Source organism: Catellatospora coxensis (assembly GCF_016862635.1).
In the GTDB taxonomy this organism is placed as follows: domain Bacteria; phylum Actinomycetota; class Actinomycetes; order Mycobacteriales; family Micromonosporaceae; genus Catellatospora; species Catellatospora coxensis.
The window spans coordinates 1-15,634 of sequence record NZ_BONI01000070.1 but is presented as its reverse complement, the minus strand read 5'-3'; the positions used below and the strand labels follow the sequence as shown (position 1 = coordinate 15,634).

General features: G+C 71.6%; 12 protein-coding genes. 9 read left to right on the top strand and 3 right to left on the bottom strand.

Annotated features, from left to right (window positions below):
• Nucleotides 1-38 precede the first annotated feature (38 nt).
• Nucleotides 39-1,112, top strand: coding sequence for a hypothetical protein (locus tag Cco03nite_RS42980; RefSeq protein WP_203697001.1), 1,074 nt, complete (start codon nt 39-41; stop codon nt 1,110-1,112).
• A gap of 56 nt (nt 1,113-1,168) precedes the next feature.
• On the opposite strand, the gene Cco03nite_RS31755 is transcribed toward Cco03nite_RS42980, so the two are convergent.
• The gene (locus Cco03nite_RS31755) at nt 1,169-2,008 is read right to left on the bottom strand and encodes a hypothetical protein (RefSeq protein ID WP_203696999.1); all 840 of its coding nucleotides are present in this window, start codon (nt 2,006-2,008) and stop codon (nt 1,169-1,171) included.
• A gap of 259 nt (nt 2,009-2,267) precedes the next feature.
• Here Cco03nite_RS31755 and Cco03nite_RS31750 point away from each other — a divergent pair, with 259 nt between their 5' ends.
• Nucleotides 2,268-2,987, top strand: coding sequence for a YcnI family copper-binding membrane protein (locus tag Cco03nite_RS31750; RefSeq protein ID WP_203696997.1), 720 nt, complete (start codon nt 2,268-2,270; stop codon nt 2,985-2,987).
• A gap of 190 nt (nt 2,988-3,177) precedes the next feature.
• Here Cco03nite_RS31750 and Cco03nite_RS31745 read toward each other — a convergent pair whose 3' ends face one another.
• On the bottom strand, nt 3,178-3,762 hold the full coding sequence (locus tag Cco03nite_RS31745; protein ID WP_203696995.1) for a sigma-70 family RNA polymerase sigma factor: 585 nt from the start codon (nt 3,760-3,762) through the stop codon (nt 3,178-3,180).
• A 127-nt stretch (nt 3,763-3,889) separates the two neighbouring features.
• On the opposite strand from Cco03nite_RS31745, the gene Cco03nite_RS31740 reads away from it, so the two are divergent.
• The 4 genes from Cco03nite_RS31740 (at nt 3,890) to Cco03nite_RS31725 (ending at nt 8,706) form a co-directional block, all read left to right on the top strand.
• A complete protein-coding gene (locus Cco03nite_RS31740) occupies nt 3,890-4,672 on the top strand; it encodes a zf-HC2 domain-containing protein (protein ID WP_203696993.1) in 783 nt (260 codons plus the stop codon).
• Nucleotides 4,673-4,823: 151 nt separating this feature from the next.
• A complete protein-coding gene (locus Cco03nite_RS31735; RefSeq protein ID WP_203696992.1) occupies nt 4,824-5,972 on the top strand; it encodes an RNA-guided endonuclease InsQ/TnpB family protein in 1,149 nt (382 codons plus the stop codon).
• A gap of 141 nt (nt 5,973-6,113) precedes the next feature.
• Entirely contained in the window at nt 6,114-7,991 is a 1,878-nt protein-coding gene (locus Cco03nite_RS31730) for an ABC transporter ATP-binding protein (protein ID WP_203696990.1), read from the top strand.
• Nucleotides 7,992-8,163: 172 nt separating this feature from the next.
• Entirely contained in the window at nt 8,164-8,706 is a 543-nt protein-coding gene (locus Cco03nite_RS31725) for a DUF2690 domain-containing protein (RefSeq protein ID WP_203696988.1), read from the top strand.
• 92 nt (nt 8,707-8,798) lie between these two features.
• Here the strand turns inward: Cco03nite_RS31725 and Cco03nite_RS31720 are convergent, their stop codons facing one another.
• A complete protein-coding gene (locus tag Cco03nite_RS31720; RefSeq protein ID WP_203696986.1) occupies nt 8,799-9,317 on the bottom strand; it encodes a hypothetical protein in 519 nt (172 codons plus the stop codon).
• Between the two features lie 268 nt (nt 9,318-9,585).
• On the opposite strand from Cco03nite_RS31720, the gene Cco03nite_RS31715 reads away from it, so the two are divergent.
• The 3 genes from Cco03nite_RS31715 to Cco03nite_RS31705 all read left to right on the top strand — a co-directional run bounded on the left by Cco03nite_RS31715 (nt 9,586) and on the right by Cco03nite_RS31705 (nt 15,479).
• Nucleotides 9,586-12,423: a PQQ-dependent sugar dehydrogenase gene (locus tag Cco03nite_RS31715; protein WP_203696984.1), complete on the top strand. Its 2,838-nt coding sequence runs from the start codon at nt 9,586-9,588 to the stop codon at nt 12,421-12,423.
• Nucleotides 12,424-12,548: 125 nt separating this feature from the next.
• On the top strand, nt 12,549-14,588 hold the full coding sequence (locus Cco03nite_RS31710; protein ID WP_203697064.1) for a ThuA domain-containing protein: 2,040 nt from the start codon (nt 12,549-12,551) through the stop codon (nt 14,586-14,588).
• Nucleotides 14,589-14,717: 129 nt separating this feature from the next.
• Complete coding sequence (locus Cco03nite_RS31705; protein ID WP_203696982.1) at nt 14,718-15,479, top strand: hypothetical protein; 762 nt, start codon at nt 14,718-14,720, stop codon at nt 15,477-15,479.
• The last annotated feature ends 155 nt before the right edge of the window (nt 15,480-15,634 follow it).

Sequence of the window (15,634 nt, the reverse complement as noted above, 5' to 3'; positions counted from 1 at the left end):
CCGTAGGATCTGGTCGATCCTAGGAAAGGTGACATGTGGTGAAAAAGTCGTATCGAGCGGCGGCGCTGACCGCGGCGCTGCTCGCCGGAGCCGTCGTCGGCGGCGCGCCGTCCTGGAGCGCCGTCGCCGCCGGTGAGCAGGTCTACGACACCGCGGGCACGTACACGTTCGACGTGCCCGCCGGTGCCGAGGTGACGCTGGAGCTGTGGGGCGCGGGCGGCGGCGGTGGCGGCGGCAACGGCGGCGGAGCCGGTGGGGGCGGCGGCGGTGGCGGCAAGTCCCTGTTCGGCCGGGGCGGTGGCGGCGGGGCCGGTGGCAGCTCCGGCGGCGGTGGCGCGGGCGGCGGCTCCGGCGGCGCGGGGCAGTACGTCAAATGTGTGCTGCCCGCGGACTTCCCCGCGACGCAACTGTCCATCGTGGTCGGCCGCGGCGGCAGCGGTGGACGCGGCGCGGCGGCGGCGACCGGCGGTGCGCCGAGCTCGCCCGGCGGCAACGGCAACGCGGGCCAGCTCTCCAAGGCCGGCGCGGACGGCGCGGAGGGCGCGCTCACCGAGGTCAGCGTGCTGCTCAACGACACCGCGCTGCTGCTGACCCAGGTCGCGGGCGGCGCGGGCGGCCAGGGCAGCCCGGAGTTCTCCAACGGCGGCCCCGGCGGCATGGACGCCACCGGCAGCCGTCCCGGCACCACCCGCCCCGGCGGGATCGGCAGCAGCGCCCCCGGCGACGGCGGCGCGGGCGGCACGATGGCCGTGCTCTCGGCGGCGCTGTGCACCGGCACCGACGGCGCGGCGGGCAATGCGGGCAAGGGCGGCGGCGACGGCGCGGCCGGCGGCTCCGGGGTCGACGGCGCGAGCGGCGGCACCGGCGGGGCCGGCGGCGCGGGCGCGACGGTGGTCGGGCTGGGCGGCGCGGGCGGCGCCGTGACCGACGACGTCGAGCACGGCGTCGGCGGCGCCGGTGGCGCGGGCGGCAACGGCGGACGCGGCGGTGCGGGTGGTCGCGGGGGCTACTACCGCAGCCTCGCCGCGGACGGCGGCCTGGCGGGCGGCAACTCGGCCGCGGGCGTGACCGGCAAACCCGGAGCCGACGGGTACGCCCGCCTGACCTGGTGAGCTGAGCGGCAGCGGGATACCTTCCGGCTGGTCGGCAGCCGGAAGGTGTCCCGTGGCTACGGCGTCGCGCAGACGGCGCGGCCGGTCAGCGTCCACTCGGCCAGGCCGGGAGCGTTGTTCATCAGGGCCACGGTGAGCACGCCCGTGGCGGACGGGGCAGCGGCGACCGGGAAGATCGAACCCGGGAACCTGGTATTGACGTCCCAGCCCGTGCCGAGGGCCGCCGTCCCTGCCGGGCATGCCGGAGACGCGCCCTGCTGGAAGCCGGTCGTCGGCGGGCTGGTGACGGTCGGCAGCACCAGGCCGGGCAGCGCCGGCGCGCAGATCGCGTACGCGGTCAGGGTCCAGGTGGCCGAGGTGCCGTCACCGTCCTCGAACGCCGCCGCGGTGACCGTCGTCGAGGCGGGCATCATCGCGTCGATCACCACCTGGCCGAGCCCGCCGGTGATCGTCGCCCCGCCGCCGAGGGCACGCTTGCCGGTCGGGCATGCGGCGGTCGTCGAGCGCGCGGCCGAGCCGGGGGCGCTGACAGCGGTGACGATCTCCAGCCCCGGCACCGGGTCGGCGCAGACCGCGTACGCGCGGATCCACCAGTTCTCGGCCGTGCCGTCCTGGTCCTCGTAACCGGTGGCGGTCACCGCACCGGCCGCCGGGATCAGGTCGTCCAGCACCACCTGCGCGGCCGCTCCGTCGAGATAGAAGCCCGCGCCGACGACCCGCTTGCCGGCCGGGCACGTGGCCGTCACGCTCTTGGGCGAGCCGCTGCCGCCCGTGCTCGCCGTGGACACGATCTGCAGGCCCGGCACCGCGGCCTGGGCCGGTGCGCCGGTCTGTGCCAGGCCGGTCGCCGCGGCGAGCGCGATGGCGGCCGCTGCCGCCCTGGTCCTGCCCCTCATCTGTGCCTCCTCTGCCGGCGGTCGATGCACTGTGCACGGTGCCGCATGGGCGGGCGCATCCGAGCGTTCTGTCACGGCTCCGACATCGCGCCGGTCCGTGTCGCCGAGAACAGCCGGGAAGTTCCCGGTGAATCGGTGACAGTCCACACATACGTGCGGGAACCGGCGGCCGGGCCGGGGCGACCTGTGTCGCGCGGTGACCTGGTCGCCGCCGGGCGCGCCGCGGGGCGCGCCGGTCTCCCGAGGTGAAGGACGCGAGATGAAGATCGGTGCGAGGGCGCGGTGGCGGGCCGGCGTGGTGGCGGTCGCGGTGGCGGCGATGGTCGGCCTGTCGGCCGTGCCGGCGGCGGCTCATGTGACGGTCAACCCGAAGGAGGCGACCGCCGGCGGGTACGCCCGGCTGACCTTCCGGGTGCCGAACGAGAAGGACAACGCGTCGACGGTGAAGGTGGAGGTCACGCTGCCCGAGGACGCGCCGTTCGCGAGCGTCTCGGTCAAACCGGTGCCCGGCTGGACGGCCGTGGTGGAGAAGCGCAAGCTGGCGACGCCGATCAAGAACCACGACAACGAGATCACCGAGGCCGCCTCGAAGATCACCTGGACGGCGGACGCCGCCTCGGCCGTCAAGCCCGGCCAGTTCCAGGAGTTCGACGTGTCCGCCGGGCCGGTGCCGGAGGTCAGCCAGATCGTGTTCAAGGCGCTGCAGACGTACTCCGACGGCGAGGTCGTGCGCTGGATCGAGGAGCCGAAGGCCGGTGCCGAGCTGGAGCGTCCCGCGCCCGTGCTCAAGGTCCTGCCGAAGGCCGCGGCGCCCGCGTCCCCGGCGGCCGCTGGGAGCAACTCCGCGTCCGGCGACACCCCGGCGTCCTCGGACGGCGGTAGCGGCTGGCCGCTCGGCCTGAGCATCGCCGCGCTGGTCGTCGCCCTGGCCGCCCTCGGCCTGGCCCTGCGCGGCAAGCCCACCCCGACCGGATCCTGACCCGTCGCCCGGCGGAGTCGGCGTATCGTGCCCTGACCCGCGGCTCGTCCGCTCTCCATAAACGGCGGCCTATCTCAGCGAATGTCGCGAGATCGAACTCGATGAGATAGGCCACCGTTTATGGAAAAGAAGCGGTGTTCACGCTGCCACGGGTCCGCCACATGCGGGTGGCGTGGGTCGGCGGAGCCGGTCAGACGGCGCGCAGGTGGCGGCGCGGGGCGGCGGTGGCGCTGTCGCCGAGCGCGGCGGCGAGGTCGTCGCGGGCCCGGGCGACCCGGGACCGGATGGTGCCGATCGGGCAGCCGATCACCTCGGCGGCCTCGACATACGACAGGCCCAGCACCTGCGTGGCGACGAACGCCTCCCGCCGGTCGGGGTCGAGCCCCGCGACCAGCCGGTTCAGCAGGATCTGCTCGTCGAAGCGCCCGGCCGCCCCCGCCGACACGGTGTCGGCCACGGCCACCCAGTCGGCCAGGTCCGCCGGGCGCGGCCGCCGGGCGAGCACGCGCAGGTGGTCCACGACGGTGTGCCGGGCGATGGCCAGCAGCCAGGTGCGGGCCGAGGACCGGCCCTCGAACGAGGGCAGGGCGCGCATCGCCCGCAGGTAGGTGTCCTGCGCGAGGTCGTCGGCGTCGGCGGCCCCGGCCAGGTGCGCCACGAAGCGGACCACGTCGCGCTGGGTAGCCGCCACGAACGCCTCGGTGGCGGCGCGGTCGCCGCCGCGGGCCGCCAGGGCCAGCGCCGTGATGCGCTCGTCGTCACCGCCGTAGGACATGACCGGAAGCGTATCGTTCGCCGCCCTTCGATGCGATCCCCCCGGTGCGCGACAGCGCCGCAGGTCACAGCGATGCCCGGGAACCAACTCGCGGGTATGGGCGACAATGTGTCGCATGGGAGTGGGCATGGGGTGCACACAGGCGCGCGAGCTGCTGTCGGCCCGCCTGGACGGCGCGGACGAGCCGGGCGAACGCGAAGCGGTCGACGCGCACGTCGACGGGTGTGCGGAGTGCGCGGACTGGTGGCAGCGGGCGGAGTCGGTGACCCGGCTGGCCCGGACCGCCGCGGCGCTGCCGGTGCCGGGGCTCAGCGAGCGGGCGCTCGCGGCGGTGCTGGCCGCCGCGCCGACCCCGCCACCGCGGCGCGCCCGGTTCGACGTCGCCGGCTGGCTGCGGCGGGCGCTGCTGGCCGTCGGGCTGGGCCAGTTCCTGCTGGGCGTGGCGCAGATCAGCAGCCTGGCCGCGGCCGAGCGGCACGCGCACGGCGTGGTCGGCTCGGTGTCGTCGGGGCACCTGTGGCACGAGTCCGCCGCCTGGAACGTGGCGATCGGGGCTGCCCTGGCCTGGCTGGCCTGGCGGCGTACTCGCCCGGCGGCGCTGCTGCCGGTGATGACCGCGTTCGTGATCGTGCTCAGCCTGCTGACCGTCAACGACGCGCTGGCCGACCGGGTCGAGGCGGGCCGGGTGCTGTCGCACGGGCTGGTGCTCGCCGGATACGGGCTGCTGCTGGCGCTGAACCATCCGCGCCTGCGCGGCGACGGGCCGTCCGACCGTGCCGCCCGGCCGCGAAGCCCCTGGTCGATCCGCGGCGGAGACGAGGGGGAGGGCCCGCTCGCGCCGGTCTATCCGTTCCCGGTCCGGGTCGCCGTCACCCGGAAGGTGACCGTGGAGCAGCGCCGCGCGGCCTGAATGTCGGACCCGTCCGGTAGACGTCAGGTATGACGTCAACCGGGCTAGTGACAGGATGTTGCTCCGAGGTCGGCGTCGGCTGGGTGGGCAAGCGTGCGTGGCCTCGGTCGATGCCAGCCGGGCGAGCCAACGAGTGTGGCAAGGGCGCCTGGTGAAGATTGTCGTGCAGGTCCGGCTATTCCCGGATGCCGCTCAGCAAGTGGCATTACAGGCGACGCTGAAACTGTGTAACGAGGCCGCGAATGTTGCGTCCGAGCTGGCGTACCAGCGGGGTGTGTTTGGCAAGCAGTCGCTGCAGCGGCTTACCTATGGCCAGCTCAAGGACATGGGTTTGTCTGCACAGCCAGCAATCCACGTTGCCCGTAAGGTGTCCGGTGCGTATGCCGCGCTGAAGGCCAACATCGCGGCTGGCCATCTCGGCAAGCCCGGGTCGCCACGACGTCGAGCCGTTGAGGGCAGGCCGGTCCGCTTCCGTCGCGCAGCGGCGCAACCGTTCGACGACCGGTGCCTATCCTGGCAGTTGGCGGCCCGCACGGTGTCAATCTGGACGGTCAACGGGCGGTCCGGGCCCATCCGGTTCAGCTGCAGCGAGGCGCAATACGCCACCTTGGCTAGGTATCGTCAGGGAGAGTCGGACCTCGTCCACCGGGACGGCATGTGGTTTCTATACGCCACCTGTGATATCCCCGACACCCCTACCAGGCAGCCGGACGGGTTCCTCGGTGTCGACCTCGGTATCGCCAACCTTGCTAGCGACTCCGACGGCCGTCGCCACAGCGGCAAGGCCGTTAACCGAGCCCGGCACCGTGACCAGCGGCTGCGCACGAAACTCCAGGCTCTCGGAACTAAGTCCGCCAAGAGGCTATTGAAGAAACGTCGGCGGAAGGAGTCGCGGTTCGCCGCCGACGTCAACCACCGCATCGCCAAGACCATCGTGACCGAGGCCGAACGCACCGGCCGCGGAATCGCCCTAGAGGATTTGGGCGGCATCCGCGACCGGGTACGGCTCCGACGGCCCCAGCGGGTCACGCTGCACTCATGGGCGTTCGCCCAACTCGGTCAGTACATCGCCTACAAGGCCAAGCGGGCAGCGGTAGCGGTGGTACACGTCAACCCGGCGTACACCTCCCAGCAATGCTCCGCCTGCGGGCACATTGCCAAGGCCAACCGACCCAACCAATCCACGTTCCGCTGCAGGTCGTGCGGCTTCGCTGAGCACGCCGATCGCAACGCAGCCTGCAACATCGCCGCACGCGGTGTTACGCGCTGGGTATCCGTCAGCATGCCGAACGCGGCGTGACCTCGTGCTCATTACCGCGAGCTGTCTCGACCCGCAAGCTCGACCCTTCAAGGTCAAGAAGCTGACCCTCGCTTGAGGTTCTACGGTGTCGCCGACGGGCCCGCCCGCCGCGACCGTTCCGCAACGGAAAGGCACAGCTCGATGAGCATGGAAATGGCGGCGTGGAACTCCCTCTACCACGCCATGAACGCCCAGGACGAGCGTCGGCCGTTCTCGCTGGCCACGCTGCGGCGCATCCTCGGTTTCGCCCGGCCGCACCGCCGGCAGCTGCTGGCCTTCCTCGCGCTGAGCGTGGTCGGCGCGGTGCTGGCGGTGGCCACGCCGATCCTGGCCGGCCGCGTGATCGACACGATCACCAACGGCGGGCCGGAGACCACGGTCGTCTGGCTGGCGGTGATCATCGCGGGACTGGCGCTGGCCGAGGCCGGGCTGAGCCTGGCCACCCGCTGGCTGTCGGCGACCATCGGCGAGGGCCTGATCCTCGACCTGCGCACCGCCGTGTTCGACCACGTGCAGCGGATGCCGGTCGCGTTCTTCACGCGTACCCGCACCGGCGCGCTGGTCAGCCGGCTCAACAACGACGTGATCGGCGCGCAGCGGGCGTTCAGCGACACCCTGTCCGGGGTGGTGGCGAACCTGGTCATGCTGGCGCTGACGCTGGTCGTCATGATCCAGCTTTCCTGGCAGATCACCCTGCTGGCGCTGGTGCTGCTGCCGGTGTTCGTGCTGCCCGCCCGCCGGATGGGCAACAAGCTGGCCCGGCTGGAGCGCGAGGCGGCCGAGCACAACTCGGCCATGAGCACCAACATGACCGAACGCTTCTCCGCCCCCGGCGCGACGCTGGTCAAGCTGTTCGGGCAGCCGGAACGGGAGTCGGCCGAATTCGCGGCGCGGGCCCGGCGGGTGCGCGACATCGGTGTGCGCACCGCGATGGTGCAGTGGGTCTTCGTGACAGCGCTGATGCTCGTCTCCTCGCTCGCGCTTGCCCTGGTGTACGGCCTGGGCGGCGTGTTCGCGCTGCGCGGCACGCTGGACGAGGGCTCGGTGGTGGCGTTGGCGCTGCTGCTGGCGCGCCTCTACGCCCCGCTGACCTCGCTGGCCAGCGCCCGGGTCGAGGTGATGAGCGCCCTGGTCAGCTTCGAGCGGGTGTTCGAGATCCTCGACCTCAAGCCGCTGATCGCCGAGCCCGAGCAGCCGAAGCAGATGCCCGACGGCCCGGTGTCGGTGCAGTTCGACGGCGTCGACTTCGGCTACCCGTCGGCGGACAAGGTGTCGCTGGCCTCGCTGGAGGAGGTCGCCGTGCTCGACACCCGCGGCGGCGCGCAGGTGCTGCACGACGTGTCGTTCACCGCCGAGCCGGGCCAGCTGGTGGCGCTGGTCGGCTCGTCCGGGGCGGGTAAGTCCACCATCGCGCAGCTGCTGCCCCGGCTGTACGACACCGACGGCGGCACGGTCCGGCTGTCCGGCGTCGACGTACGTGACCTGGACGCCAAGACGATCCGGCAGACGCTGGGCATGGTCACCCAGGACGGCCACCTGTTCCACGAGTCGGTGCGGGCCAACCTGCTGCTGGCCCGGCCGGAGGCGACCGACGAGGAGCTGTGGGACGCGCTGCGCCGGGCCAGGCTCGCCGAGCTGGTCGAAGCGCTGCCCGACGGGCTGGACACGGTCGTCGGCGAGCGCGGCTACCGGCTGTCCGGCGGCGAGCGGCAGCGCCTGACCATCGCCCGGGTGCTGCTGGCCCGGCCGCGGGTGGTGGTGCTCGACGAGGCGACGGCGCACCTGGACTCGACGTCGGAGGCGGCGGTGCAGGAGGCGCTGGGCGAGGCCCTGGCCGGGCGTACGTCGGTGGTCATCGCGCACCGGCTGTCCACGGTCCGCCAGGCCGACCAGATCCTGGTCATCGAGGCGGGTCGGGTCGTCGAGCGCGGCACGCACCCGGACCTGCTGGCCCGCGACGGCCGCTACGCCGAGCTCTACCGGACCCAGTTCGACCAGCCGGTCGGCAGCGCGGCCTAGGCATTCCCGCGTGAACGGGCCGTCGAGGCGGCCACTCCTCGACGGCCCCGCTCCGGGCGATGCCGGGCCGATGCGGCTGTCGTGACTCCCTTCAGGACAATGCGTGCCAATGAACCGGGGCCGCCTTCGGGCGGCCGCCGTATCACTGGACACCAGGGGAGGAAGACCGGCAATGTCTGACAGAACGAGCCAGGCCAGGCGTCTGCTCGCGACGCTCGTGCTCGCCGTGGCCTTCGTGACGGGCGGGGTCGTGGCATCTCCGGGGCGGGCGCTTGCCGCCTGCACGGGCATGGGCTGCAACAACAAGAACCCCGCGACCGAAAGCTGCGACGCCGCCGCCACGACGACGACGACGCCCAACTCAGACGTCTGGTACAACCAGCCGTCAGTGGGCGTCTGGGGAGTGCATGTCCGCAGGTCGACCGCGTGCAACGCCCGGTGGGCTCGGATCACCCTCGACCCCTGGTGCGCGGGCAACCACCCGCCGTGTTTCGACGTCGACATCAGGATCAGGATCGAGCGCCGATGGTTCGACGGGGAATACGTGACCACGCACGTCTACTACAAGACCATCGCTTCGCATACGGCACGCGGGAACTACTACACCAACATGGTGGGTGATTCGACGCTCGACCAGTTCCGCGCCTGCTATGAGACCAGAAGTGTCGGCGCGACCACCTGGACGAACCTCAGTTGCGGAAGCTGGGTGAGCTGACGAGCCGCCCTACGGACCTGCGTCGCGCGGGCGGGGTCGGCCGGCGCCGTTCCTGCCCGCACGCCGCTGTGTGGCAGGTGGGACCGAACCCATCACTCGCGCAGGGCACGCAGCAGACCGTGGCGGTGTAGGGACCACGCGAGGCGGCGGGCGGTGCGGTGGCGGGCGAGTAGCACGAGCAGCCGTCGGGCCAGGGACCAGCGGCGCTCCTGGGCGCCGTCCTCGGCGGCGTGCAGGAGCAGGTCGCGTACCTGAGGAGTTTCCAGGGCGGCGTTGAGCTGGGCGCGGACGCGGGGATCGTTGAGGGCGGCGGCGATCGCGACGGCGAGGGCGGGCCGGTCGGGCAGGCCTTCGGCGATCGCGGCGGCGAGCTGGAGGCGGATGTCATCGGACTCGACGAGCAGCAGCACCGCCCGGCGGATCTCGGGAGAGTCCAGCGCGGAGCGCAGCAGGTCCATGGCGCGGCGTTCCTGCTCGTGGTCTCGGTCCTCGGTGGACAGTGCGGCCAGCAGAGCGGTCACCTGATCGAGGTCGATCAGGTGCTGCAGGCCGGCCCGGAACTCCGGCCGCTCCCAGGCGTACAGCAGAGCCCGGATCAGGTTGCGGTTCATGGCGACTGATACCCGCCGACACATGGTGGTGAAACCGGGTCGCTGACCAGCCGTGTCACTCCACTTTCGATCGTCGAGTCAAAACTTTTCATCGCGCCATCGGAAAGTATGGACACCTCGATGAAAAGTCCCTAGTGTGTCCGTCACAGCTCCACCATGTTTCGTCGATGTAACCGGCGGCGCGGTTACCCCTTAGCCCACCCCGGCATCAGGCGCGACGGCGCGCGCCCTGCCTGGCATACCCCCAGTCAGGAAGGGTTGGACGGCAATGTCCGAGAGACATTCACGCAGGCACATCAGACTATGGCGTGCGGCCGCGGCCGCGCTGTTGATGACCGGGTCGGCCCTGACGGCGGTCGCCACCACGACCGCCCCCGCGGCCGCGCACACCATCGACCCGACCAAGTTCCAGCAGATCGAGATGGCCCGCGGCGTCGCCGAGATGGGCGAGCCGATGTCGCTGGCCGTGCTGCCGGACCTGTCCGTGCTGCACACCGCCCGCAACGGGACCCTGCGCCGCACCACGGCGGCCGGGACCACCTCCGTCGTCGGCACCATCCCGGTGTACCAGCACGACGAGGAGGGCTTGCAGGGCGTCGGCGTCGATCCCGGTTTCGCCACGAACCGCTTCATCTACCTCTACTTCGCCCCGCCGCTGTCCACTCCGACCGGCGACGCGCCCGCGACCGGCACGAGCTGGACGCAGTGGCAGGGCGTCAACCGGCTGGCCCGGTTCACCCTCAACGCCGACTTCACGGTGAACATGGGCAGCCAGGTCAACGTGCTGGACGTGCCCGCCGACCGGGGCCTGTGCTGCCACGTCGGCGGCGACATCGACTTCGACGCGGCGGGCAACCTGTACCTGTCCACCGGCGACGACTCGAACCCGTTCTCCTCCGACGGCTACGCGCCGCTCGATGAGCGCACCGACCGCAACCCGGCCTACGACGCGCAGCGTTCCGCGGGCAACACCAACGACCTGCGGGGCAAGATCCTGCGCATCAAGGTCAACGCCAACGGGTCGTACTCGATCCCGTCGGGCAACCTGTTCGCGCCCGGCACGGCGCAGACCCGCGCCGAGATCTACGCGATGGGCTTCCGCAACCCGTTCCGGATGAGCGTCGACAAGGCTACCGGCGTCGTGTACGTCGGCGACTACGGTCCGGACGCGGGCACCACCAACGCCAACCGCGGCCCCAGCGGCCAGGTCGAGTTCAACCGGATCACCTCGGCGGGCAACTACGGCTGGCCGTACTGCACCGGCGCGAACACCAGCACCGAGACCTACAACGAGTGGAACTTCGCCACCGCGTCGACGGGCCCGAAGTTCAACTGCACCGGCGGCCCGACGAACAACTCGTTCCGCAACACCGGCCTGTCCACGCTGCCCCCGGCCCGCGCGGCCTGGATCAAGTACGGCGGCGACAGCGGCACGCCGACCGAGTTCGGCGGCGGCTCGGAGTCCCCGATGGGCGGCCCGGTCTACCGGTACAACGCCTCGTCGACGTCGACGGTGAAGTTCCCGCAGGACATGGACGGGCAGTTCTTCGCGACCGAGTTCGGCCGCGGCTGGATCAAGCCGATCCACGTCAACGCCGACGGCTCGCGCGGCACGATCGACGCCTTCCCGTGGACCGGCAAGCAGGTCATGGACTCGGCGTTCGGCCCCGACGGCGCGCTGTACGTGCTCGACTACGGCACCGGCTACTTCAACGGCGACGCCAACTCGGCGCTGTACCGCTTCGAGTACATCGGCACCGGCAACCGGGCCCCGATCGCCAACGCGAACGGCACCCCGACCGCGGGCGCGGCCCCGCTGACCGTGGCGTTCTCGTCGGCCGGCTCGTCGGACCCGGAGGGCGGCGCGCTGACCTACTCGTGGGCGTTCGGCGACGGCACCACCTCGACGGCCGCCAACCCGAGCAAGACGTACAGCACCAACGGGACGTACACCGCGACCCTGACGGTGCGCGACCCGCAGGGCGCGACCGGCAGCGACTCGGTCGTCATCACGGTCGGCAACACCCCGCCCGCGGTGACCATCAACAGCCCCGGCAACGGCCAGCTGTTCGCGTTCGGCGACACGGTCAGCTACTCGCTGACGGTCACCGACGCCGGTGACGGCACGATCGACTGCGCTCGGGTGAAGCTGACCTACGTGCTCGGCCACGACCAGCACGGCCACCAGATCACCTCGAAGAACGGCTGCTCGGGCACCATCACCATCCCGGTCGACGGCGAGCACGACGACGCGGCGAACATCTTCGCGATCTTCGACGCGGAGTACACCGACAACCAGGGCCTGACCACGCACACGCAGCACACGCTGCAGCCGCGGCACCGGCAGGCCGAGCACTTCGGCTCCTCCTCGGGCATCAACACGTTCACCAAGGCCACCGCCGAGGGCGGCAAGACCGTCGGTGACATCCACAACGGGGACTGGATCTCGTTCAACCCGTACCGGCTGAGCAACGCGACCGGCTTCACCGCCCGGGTGTCCTCAGGTGGCGTGGGCGGCACGCTGCAGATCCGGGCCGGGTCGGCCACCGGCACCGTGCTCGGCTCGGCCACCGTTCCGGTGACCGGCGGCTGGGAGACGTTCGCGACGGTCAGCGGCACCATCACCGGCGCCCCGAACAGCACCACCCCGCTGTTCCTGACCTTCGGCGGCGGCACCGGGGCGCTGTTCGACCTGGACTCGTTCACGTTCACCACGGCCGCGGGCGTCGGCCCGGTCAAGGGCCTGGCGGGCAAGTGCCTGGACGTGCGCAGCGGCGCGACGGCCGACGGCACGCAGATCCAGATCTACACCTGCAACGGCACCGGTTCGCAGACCTGGACGCGTAACGGCCAGACCCTGCGGGCATTCGGCAAGTGCCTGGACATCGCCGGCGGCGGCACCGCCGACGGCACCAAGATCCAGCTGTACACCTGCAACGGCTCCGCGGCGCAGAACTGGACCTACCAGACGTCCGACCAGACCCTGCGCAACCCGCAGTCGGGCAAGTGCCTCGACGTGTCGGGCAACAACTCCGCCGACAGCACCATCGTCCACCTGTGGACCTGCGTCGCCAACGCGGCCAACCAGAAGTGGACCCTGCCCTGATCGACCCGGTCCGGGCGGGGCAGCCCCGCCCCGCCTGGACCGCTCCCGTCCGAGAAAGGAGCATCACCGTGCGAATCCTGCGACCCCTGCTCGGTGCGGCAACCGCCGCGCTGACCGTGGCGGCCATGACCGCCACTCCGGCGGCCGCCGCCGACGCCCCGTACGACGTGCTGGTCTTCTCCAAGACCGCCGGCTTCCGGCACGACTCCATCGCCGTGGGCACCCAGGCCATCCGTGACCTGGGCGCGGCGAACAACTTCACCGTCACCGCCACCGAGGACGCGGCCCAGTTCAACGCCGCCAACCTCGCCCAGTACGAGGCGGTCGTCTTCCTCAACACCACCGGTGACGTGCTCGACGCGACCCAGCAGACCGCGTTCGAGAACTACATCCGCTCCGGCAAGGGCTACGTCGGCGTGCACGCCGCCGCCGACACCGAATACTCCTGGCCCTGGTACGGCAACCTGGTCGGCGCGTGGTTCGCCTCGCACCCGGCGATCCAGCAGGCCAACGTCAAGGTCGAGGACCGCGGTCACGCCGCGACCGCGCACCTGCCGCAGACCTGGACCCGCACCGACGAGTGGTACAACTACCAGACCAACGCCCGGTCCACGGCGAAGGTGCTGGCCACCCTGGACGAGTCGTCGTACAGCGGCGGCGGCATGGGCGCCGACCACCCGCACGTCTGGTGCAAGGCGTACGACGGCGGCCGGTCCTTCTACACCGGTGGCGGCCACACCCAGGCCTCCTACGGCGAGGCGAACTTCCGCAACCACCTGCTCGGCGGCATCCGCTACGCGTCCGGCCGCAGCAAGGCCGACTGCCGCCCCGAGACCGGCTACACGCCGATCTTCAACGGCTCGACCACGGGCTGGTCGCAGGCCGGGCCGGGCAGCCTCACCAACTCCGACGCCACCCTGACCACGGTCGGCGGCATGGGCCTGTACTGGTACAGCGCCAAGCAGTACACCTCGTACTCGCTGAAGCTGGACTGGAAGCTCACCGGCGACTCGAACTCGGGCATCTTCATCGGCTTCCCGCCGTCGACGGACCCGTGGTCGGCGGTCAACAACGGCTACGAGATCCAGATCGACGCCACCGACGCCGCCGACCGCACCACCGGCGCGGTGTACACGTTCCAGTCGGCCAACATCGCCGCCCGCGACGCGGCGCTCAACGCGGCCGGCGAGTGGAACACGTACGAGCTGCTCGTCGAGGGCCAGCGCCTGCGGATCTACCTCAACGGCGTGCTGATCAACGACTTCACCAACACCAACGCCGCCCGTGACCTGGCCGGCCACATCGGCATCCAGAACCACGGCGCGGCCGACACCGCCCAGTTCCGCAACATCCGGATCAAGGAACTCGGGCAGCCGCCGGTCGGCGACGTGACCGTGCAGGCCGAGTCGTTCAGCAGCCAGAGCGGCGTGCAGGCGTTCACCAAGGCGGGCGCGAACAACGGCCAGACGCTAGGCTACATCGAGCCGGGCGACTGGGCGGCGTACAACAACGTGAACGTCGGCGGCGCGACCACCTTCCGGGCGCGGGTCGTGTCCGGTGGCGCGGGCGGCGGCATCCAGGTGCGCACCGGGTCGACCACCGGGCCGATCCTCGGCACGGTCGCGGTGCCCAACACCGGCGGCTGGTCCACGTTCGCCAACGTGCAGACCACGCTGACCGGGGTGCCGTCGGGCAACCAGAACGTGTACCTGACGTTCACCGGGACCGGGACCGGCCTGTTCGACGTCGACGACTTCACCTTCGTGAAGACCGCCACGCCGGGCACCGGGCAGATCAAGGGCCTGGGCGGCAAGTGCCTCGACGTGCGCAGCAGCGGCACCGCCGACGGCACGCAGATCCAGATATACACCTGCAACGGCTCCACGGCGCAGACCTGGACCCAGAACGGGCAGACCCTGCGCGCACTGGGCAAGTGCCTGGACATCTCCGGCGGCGGCAGCGCCAACGGCACGAAGATCCAGCTGTGGACCTGCAACGGCTCCGGCGCGCAGAACTGGACCTACCAGTCCGCAGACCAGACGCTGCGCAACCCGCAGTCGGGCAAGTGCCTCGACGTGTCGGGCAACAACTCCGCCGACAGCACCGTCGTCCACCTGTGGCAGTGCATCGCGGGCGCGGCCAACCAGAAGTGGACCATGCCGTAACGGACCGAGCGGCGGGCCGCCACATGCCGGGCGGCCCGCCTCTCATATCCCGTTGCGACACGGCTGTCCGGATGCGATCATCAGCGCCATGATCTCCTCTGTGCGAAAGGGCGTGCGCGCCCTCGCGGTATGACCGCCCCGCGGCACGAACGTGCCGCCTTCTGGCAGCAGGCAGCCGCCGTCCGCGACGAGTGGCACGGCTACGGCACGGCCTGCGGGCCGACCGGCCAGGCCGCTGCTGAGCAGGCCCTCACCGAGCTCTATCGCAGACTCGGCCGGCCCCGACCCGAGTTCGTATGGGTCCGCTCTCCCGCCGAAGCCCAGCCGCTGGTCGGGCACCTGCCGACGCTGCGGGAACTCCATTCCTGGGTGACCGATCCGCCGCTCGGCAAACGTCCTCCGCTGGCCAGTGACCTGGCCACGTCCCTGGCCAGGCTGCGCGGGGCCATGGACGACCGGATCGCCCCGCCGCTGTTCGACCCCAAGCCGCCCAAGCGGGACAAGGGCCAACCCTGGCCGAACCAGTCAGCCGAAGCGGCGCTGGCGTACGGCGTCCCGTTCGTCGACATCGTGCGCCGCCACGTGCGCGAAGCCCTCTACACCTCGCTCGCAGGCGGGTTCTACCTGCCCGGCAAGCGGCTGCTGGGCGCGCCGAGCCCGGTCTGCTGGTACGGCCAGCAGGAGGCGCACTGGATCGCCTACTACGAGGTGTGGCGACGGCTCGGCCTGGCCGTGTACGGCACCGCGCTCGACGCGGAACTCGACGGCTGGCAGGCGATCGCCCGCTCGGCCGGCTGGTTCTGGCCCGACGAGCAGCGCTGCGTCATCTCCGCCCGCCCGGTCACCGGCACGACCTTCGCCGACGGCTGGTCGATCCCCGCCACCGGCTGACAGGAGGGGGCCGTCGGCTCGCGTCAGCGAGACGAGCAGCAGCTCAGCGCATCGCTATGCGTTGTGGAAGGTGCCCTTCCCCACGCGCCGAGCTCGCGACGACGTGTCCGCCCGCCACGGGGGTGGGCGGGCACGTCGTCACCAGGGCCGGCGGG

What these genes read in the sequence shown, in the direction of transcription:
- Cco03nite_RS31705 (WP_203696982.1), top strand. Translation starts at nt 14,718, where the DNA reads ATGACCGCCCCGCGGCACGAACGTGCCGCCTTCTGGCAGCAGGCAGCC.
- Cco03nite_RS31745 (WP_203696995.1), bottom strand. Translation starts at nt 3,762, where the DNA reads ATGTCCTACGGCGGTGACGACGAGCGCATCACGGCGCTGGCCCTGGCG.
- Cco03nite_RS31750 (WP_203696997.1), top strand. Translation starts at nt 2,268, where the DNA reads ATGAAGATCGGTGCGAGGGCGCGGTGGCGGGCCGGCGTGGTGGCGGTC.
- Cco03nite_RS31755 (WP_203696999.1), bottom strand. Translation starts at nt 2,008, where the DNA reads ATGAGGGGCAGGACCAGGGCGGCAGCGGCCGCCATCGCGCTCGCCGCG.
- Cco03nite_RS31725 (WP_203696988.1), top strand. Translation starts at nt 8,164, where the DNA reads ATGTCTGACAGAACGAGCCAGGCCAGGCGTCTGCTCGCGACGCTCGTG.
- Cco03nite_RS31715 (WP_203696984.1), top strand. Translation starts at nt 9,586, where the DNA reads ATGTCCGAGAGACATTCACGCAGGCACATCAGACTATGGCGTGCGGCC.
- Cco03nite_RS31720 (WP_203696986.1), bottom strand. Translation starts at nt 9,317, where the DNA reads ATGAACCGCAACCTGATCCGGGCTCTGCTGTACGCCTGGGAGCGGCCG.
- Cco03nite_RS31740 (WP_203696993.1), top strand. Translation starts at nt 3,890, where the DNA reads ATGGGGTGCACACAGGCGCGCGAGCTGCTGTCGGCCCGCCTGGACGGC.
- Cco03nite_RS31710 (WP_203697064.1), top strand. Translation starts at nt 12,549, where the DNA reads ATGACCGCCACTCCGGCGGCCGCCGCCGACGCCCCGTACGACGTGCTG.
- Cco03nite_RS31730 (WP_203696990.1), top strand. Translation starts at nt 6,114, where the DNA reads ATGAGCATGGAAATGGCGGCGTGGAACTCCCTCTACCACGCCATGAAC.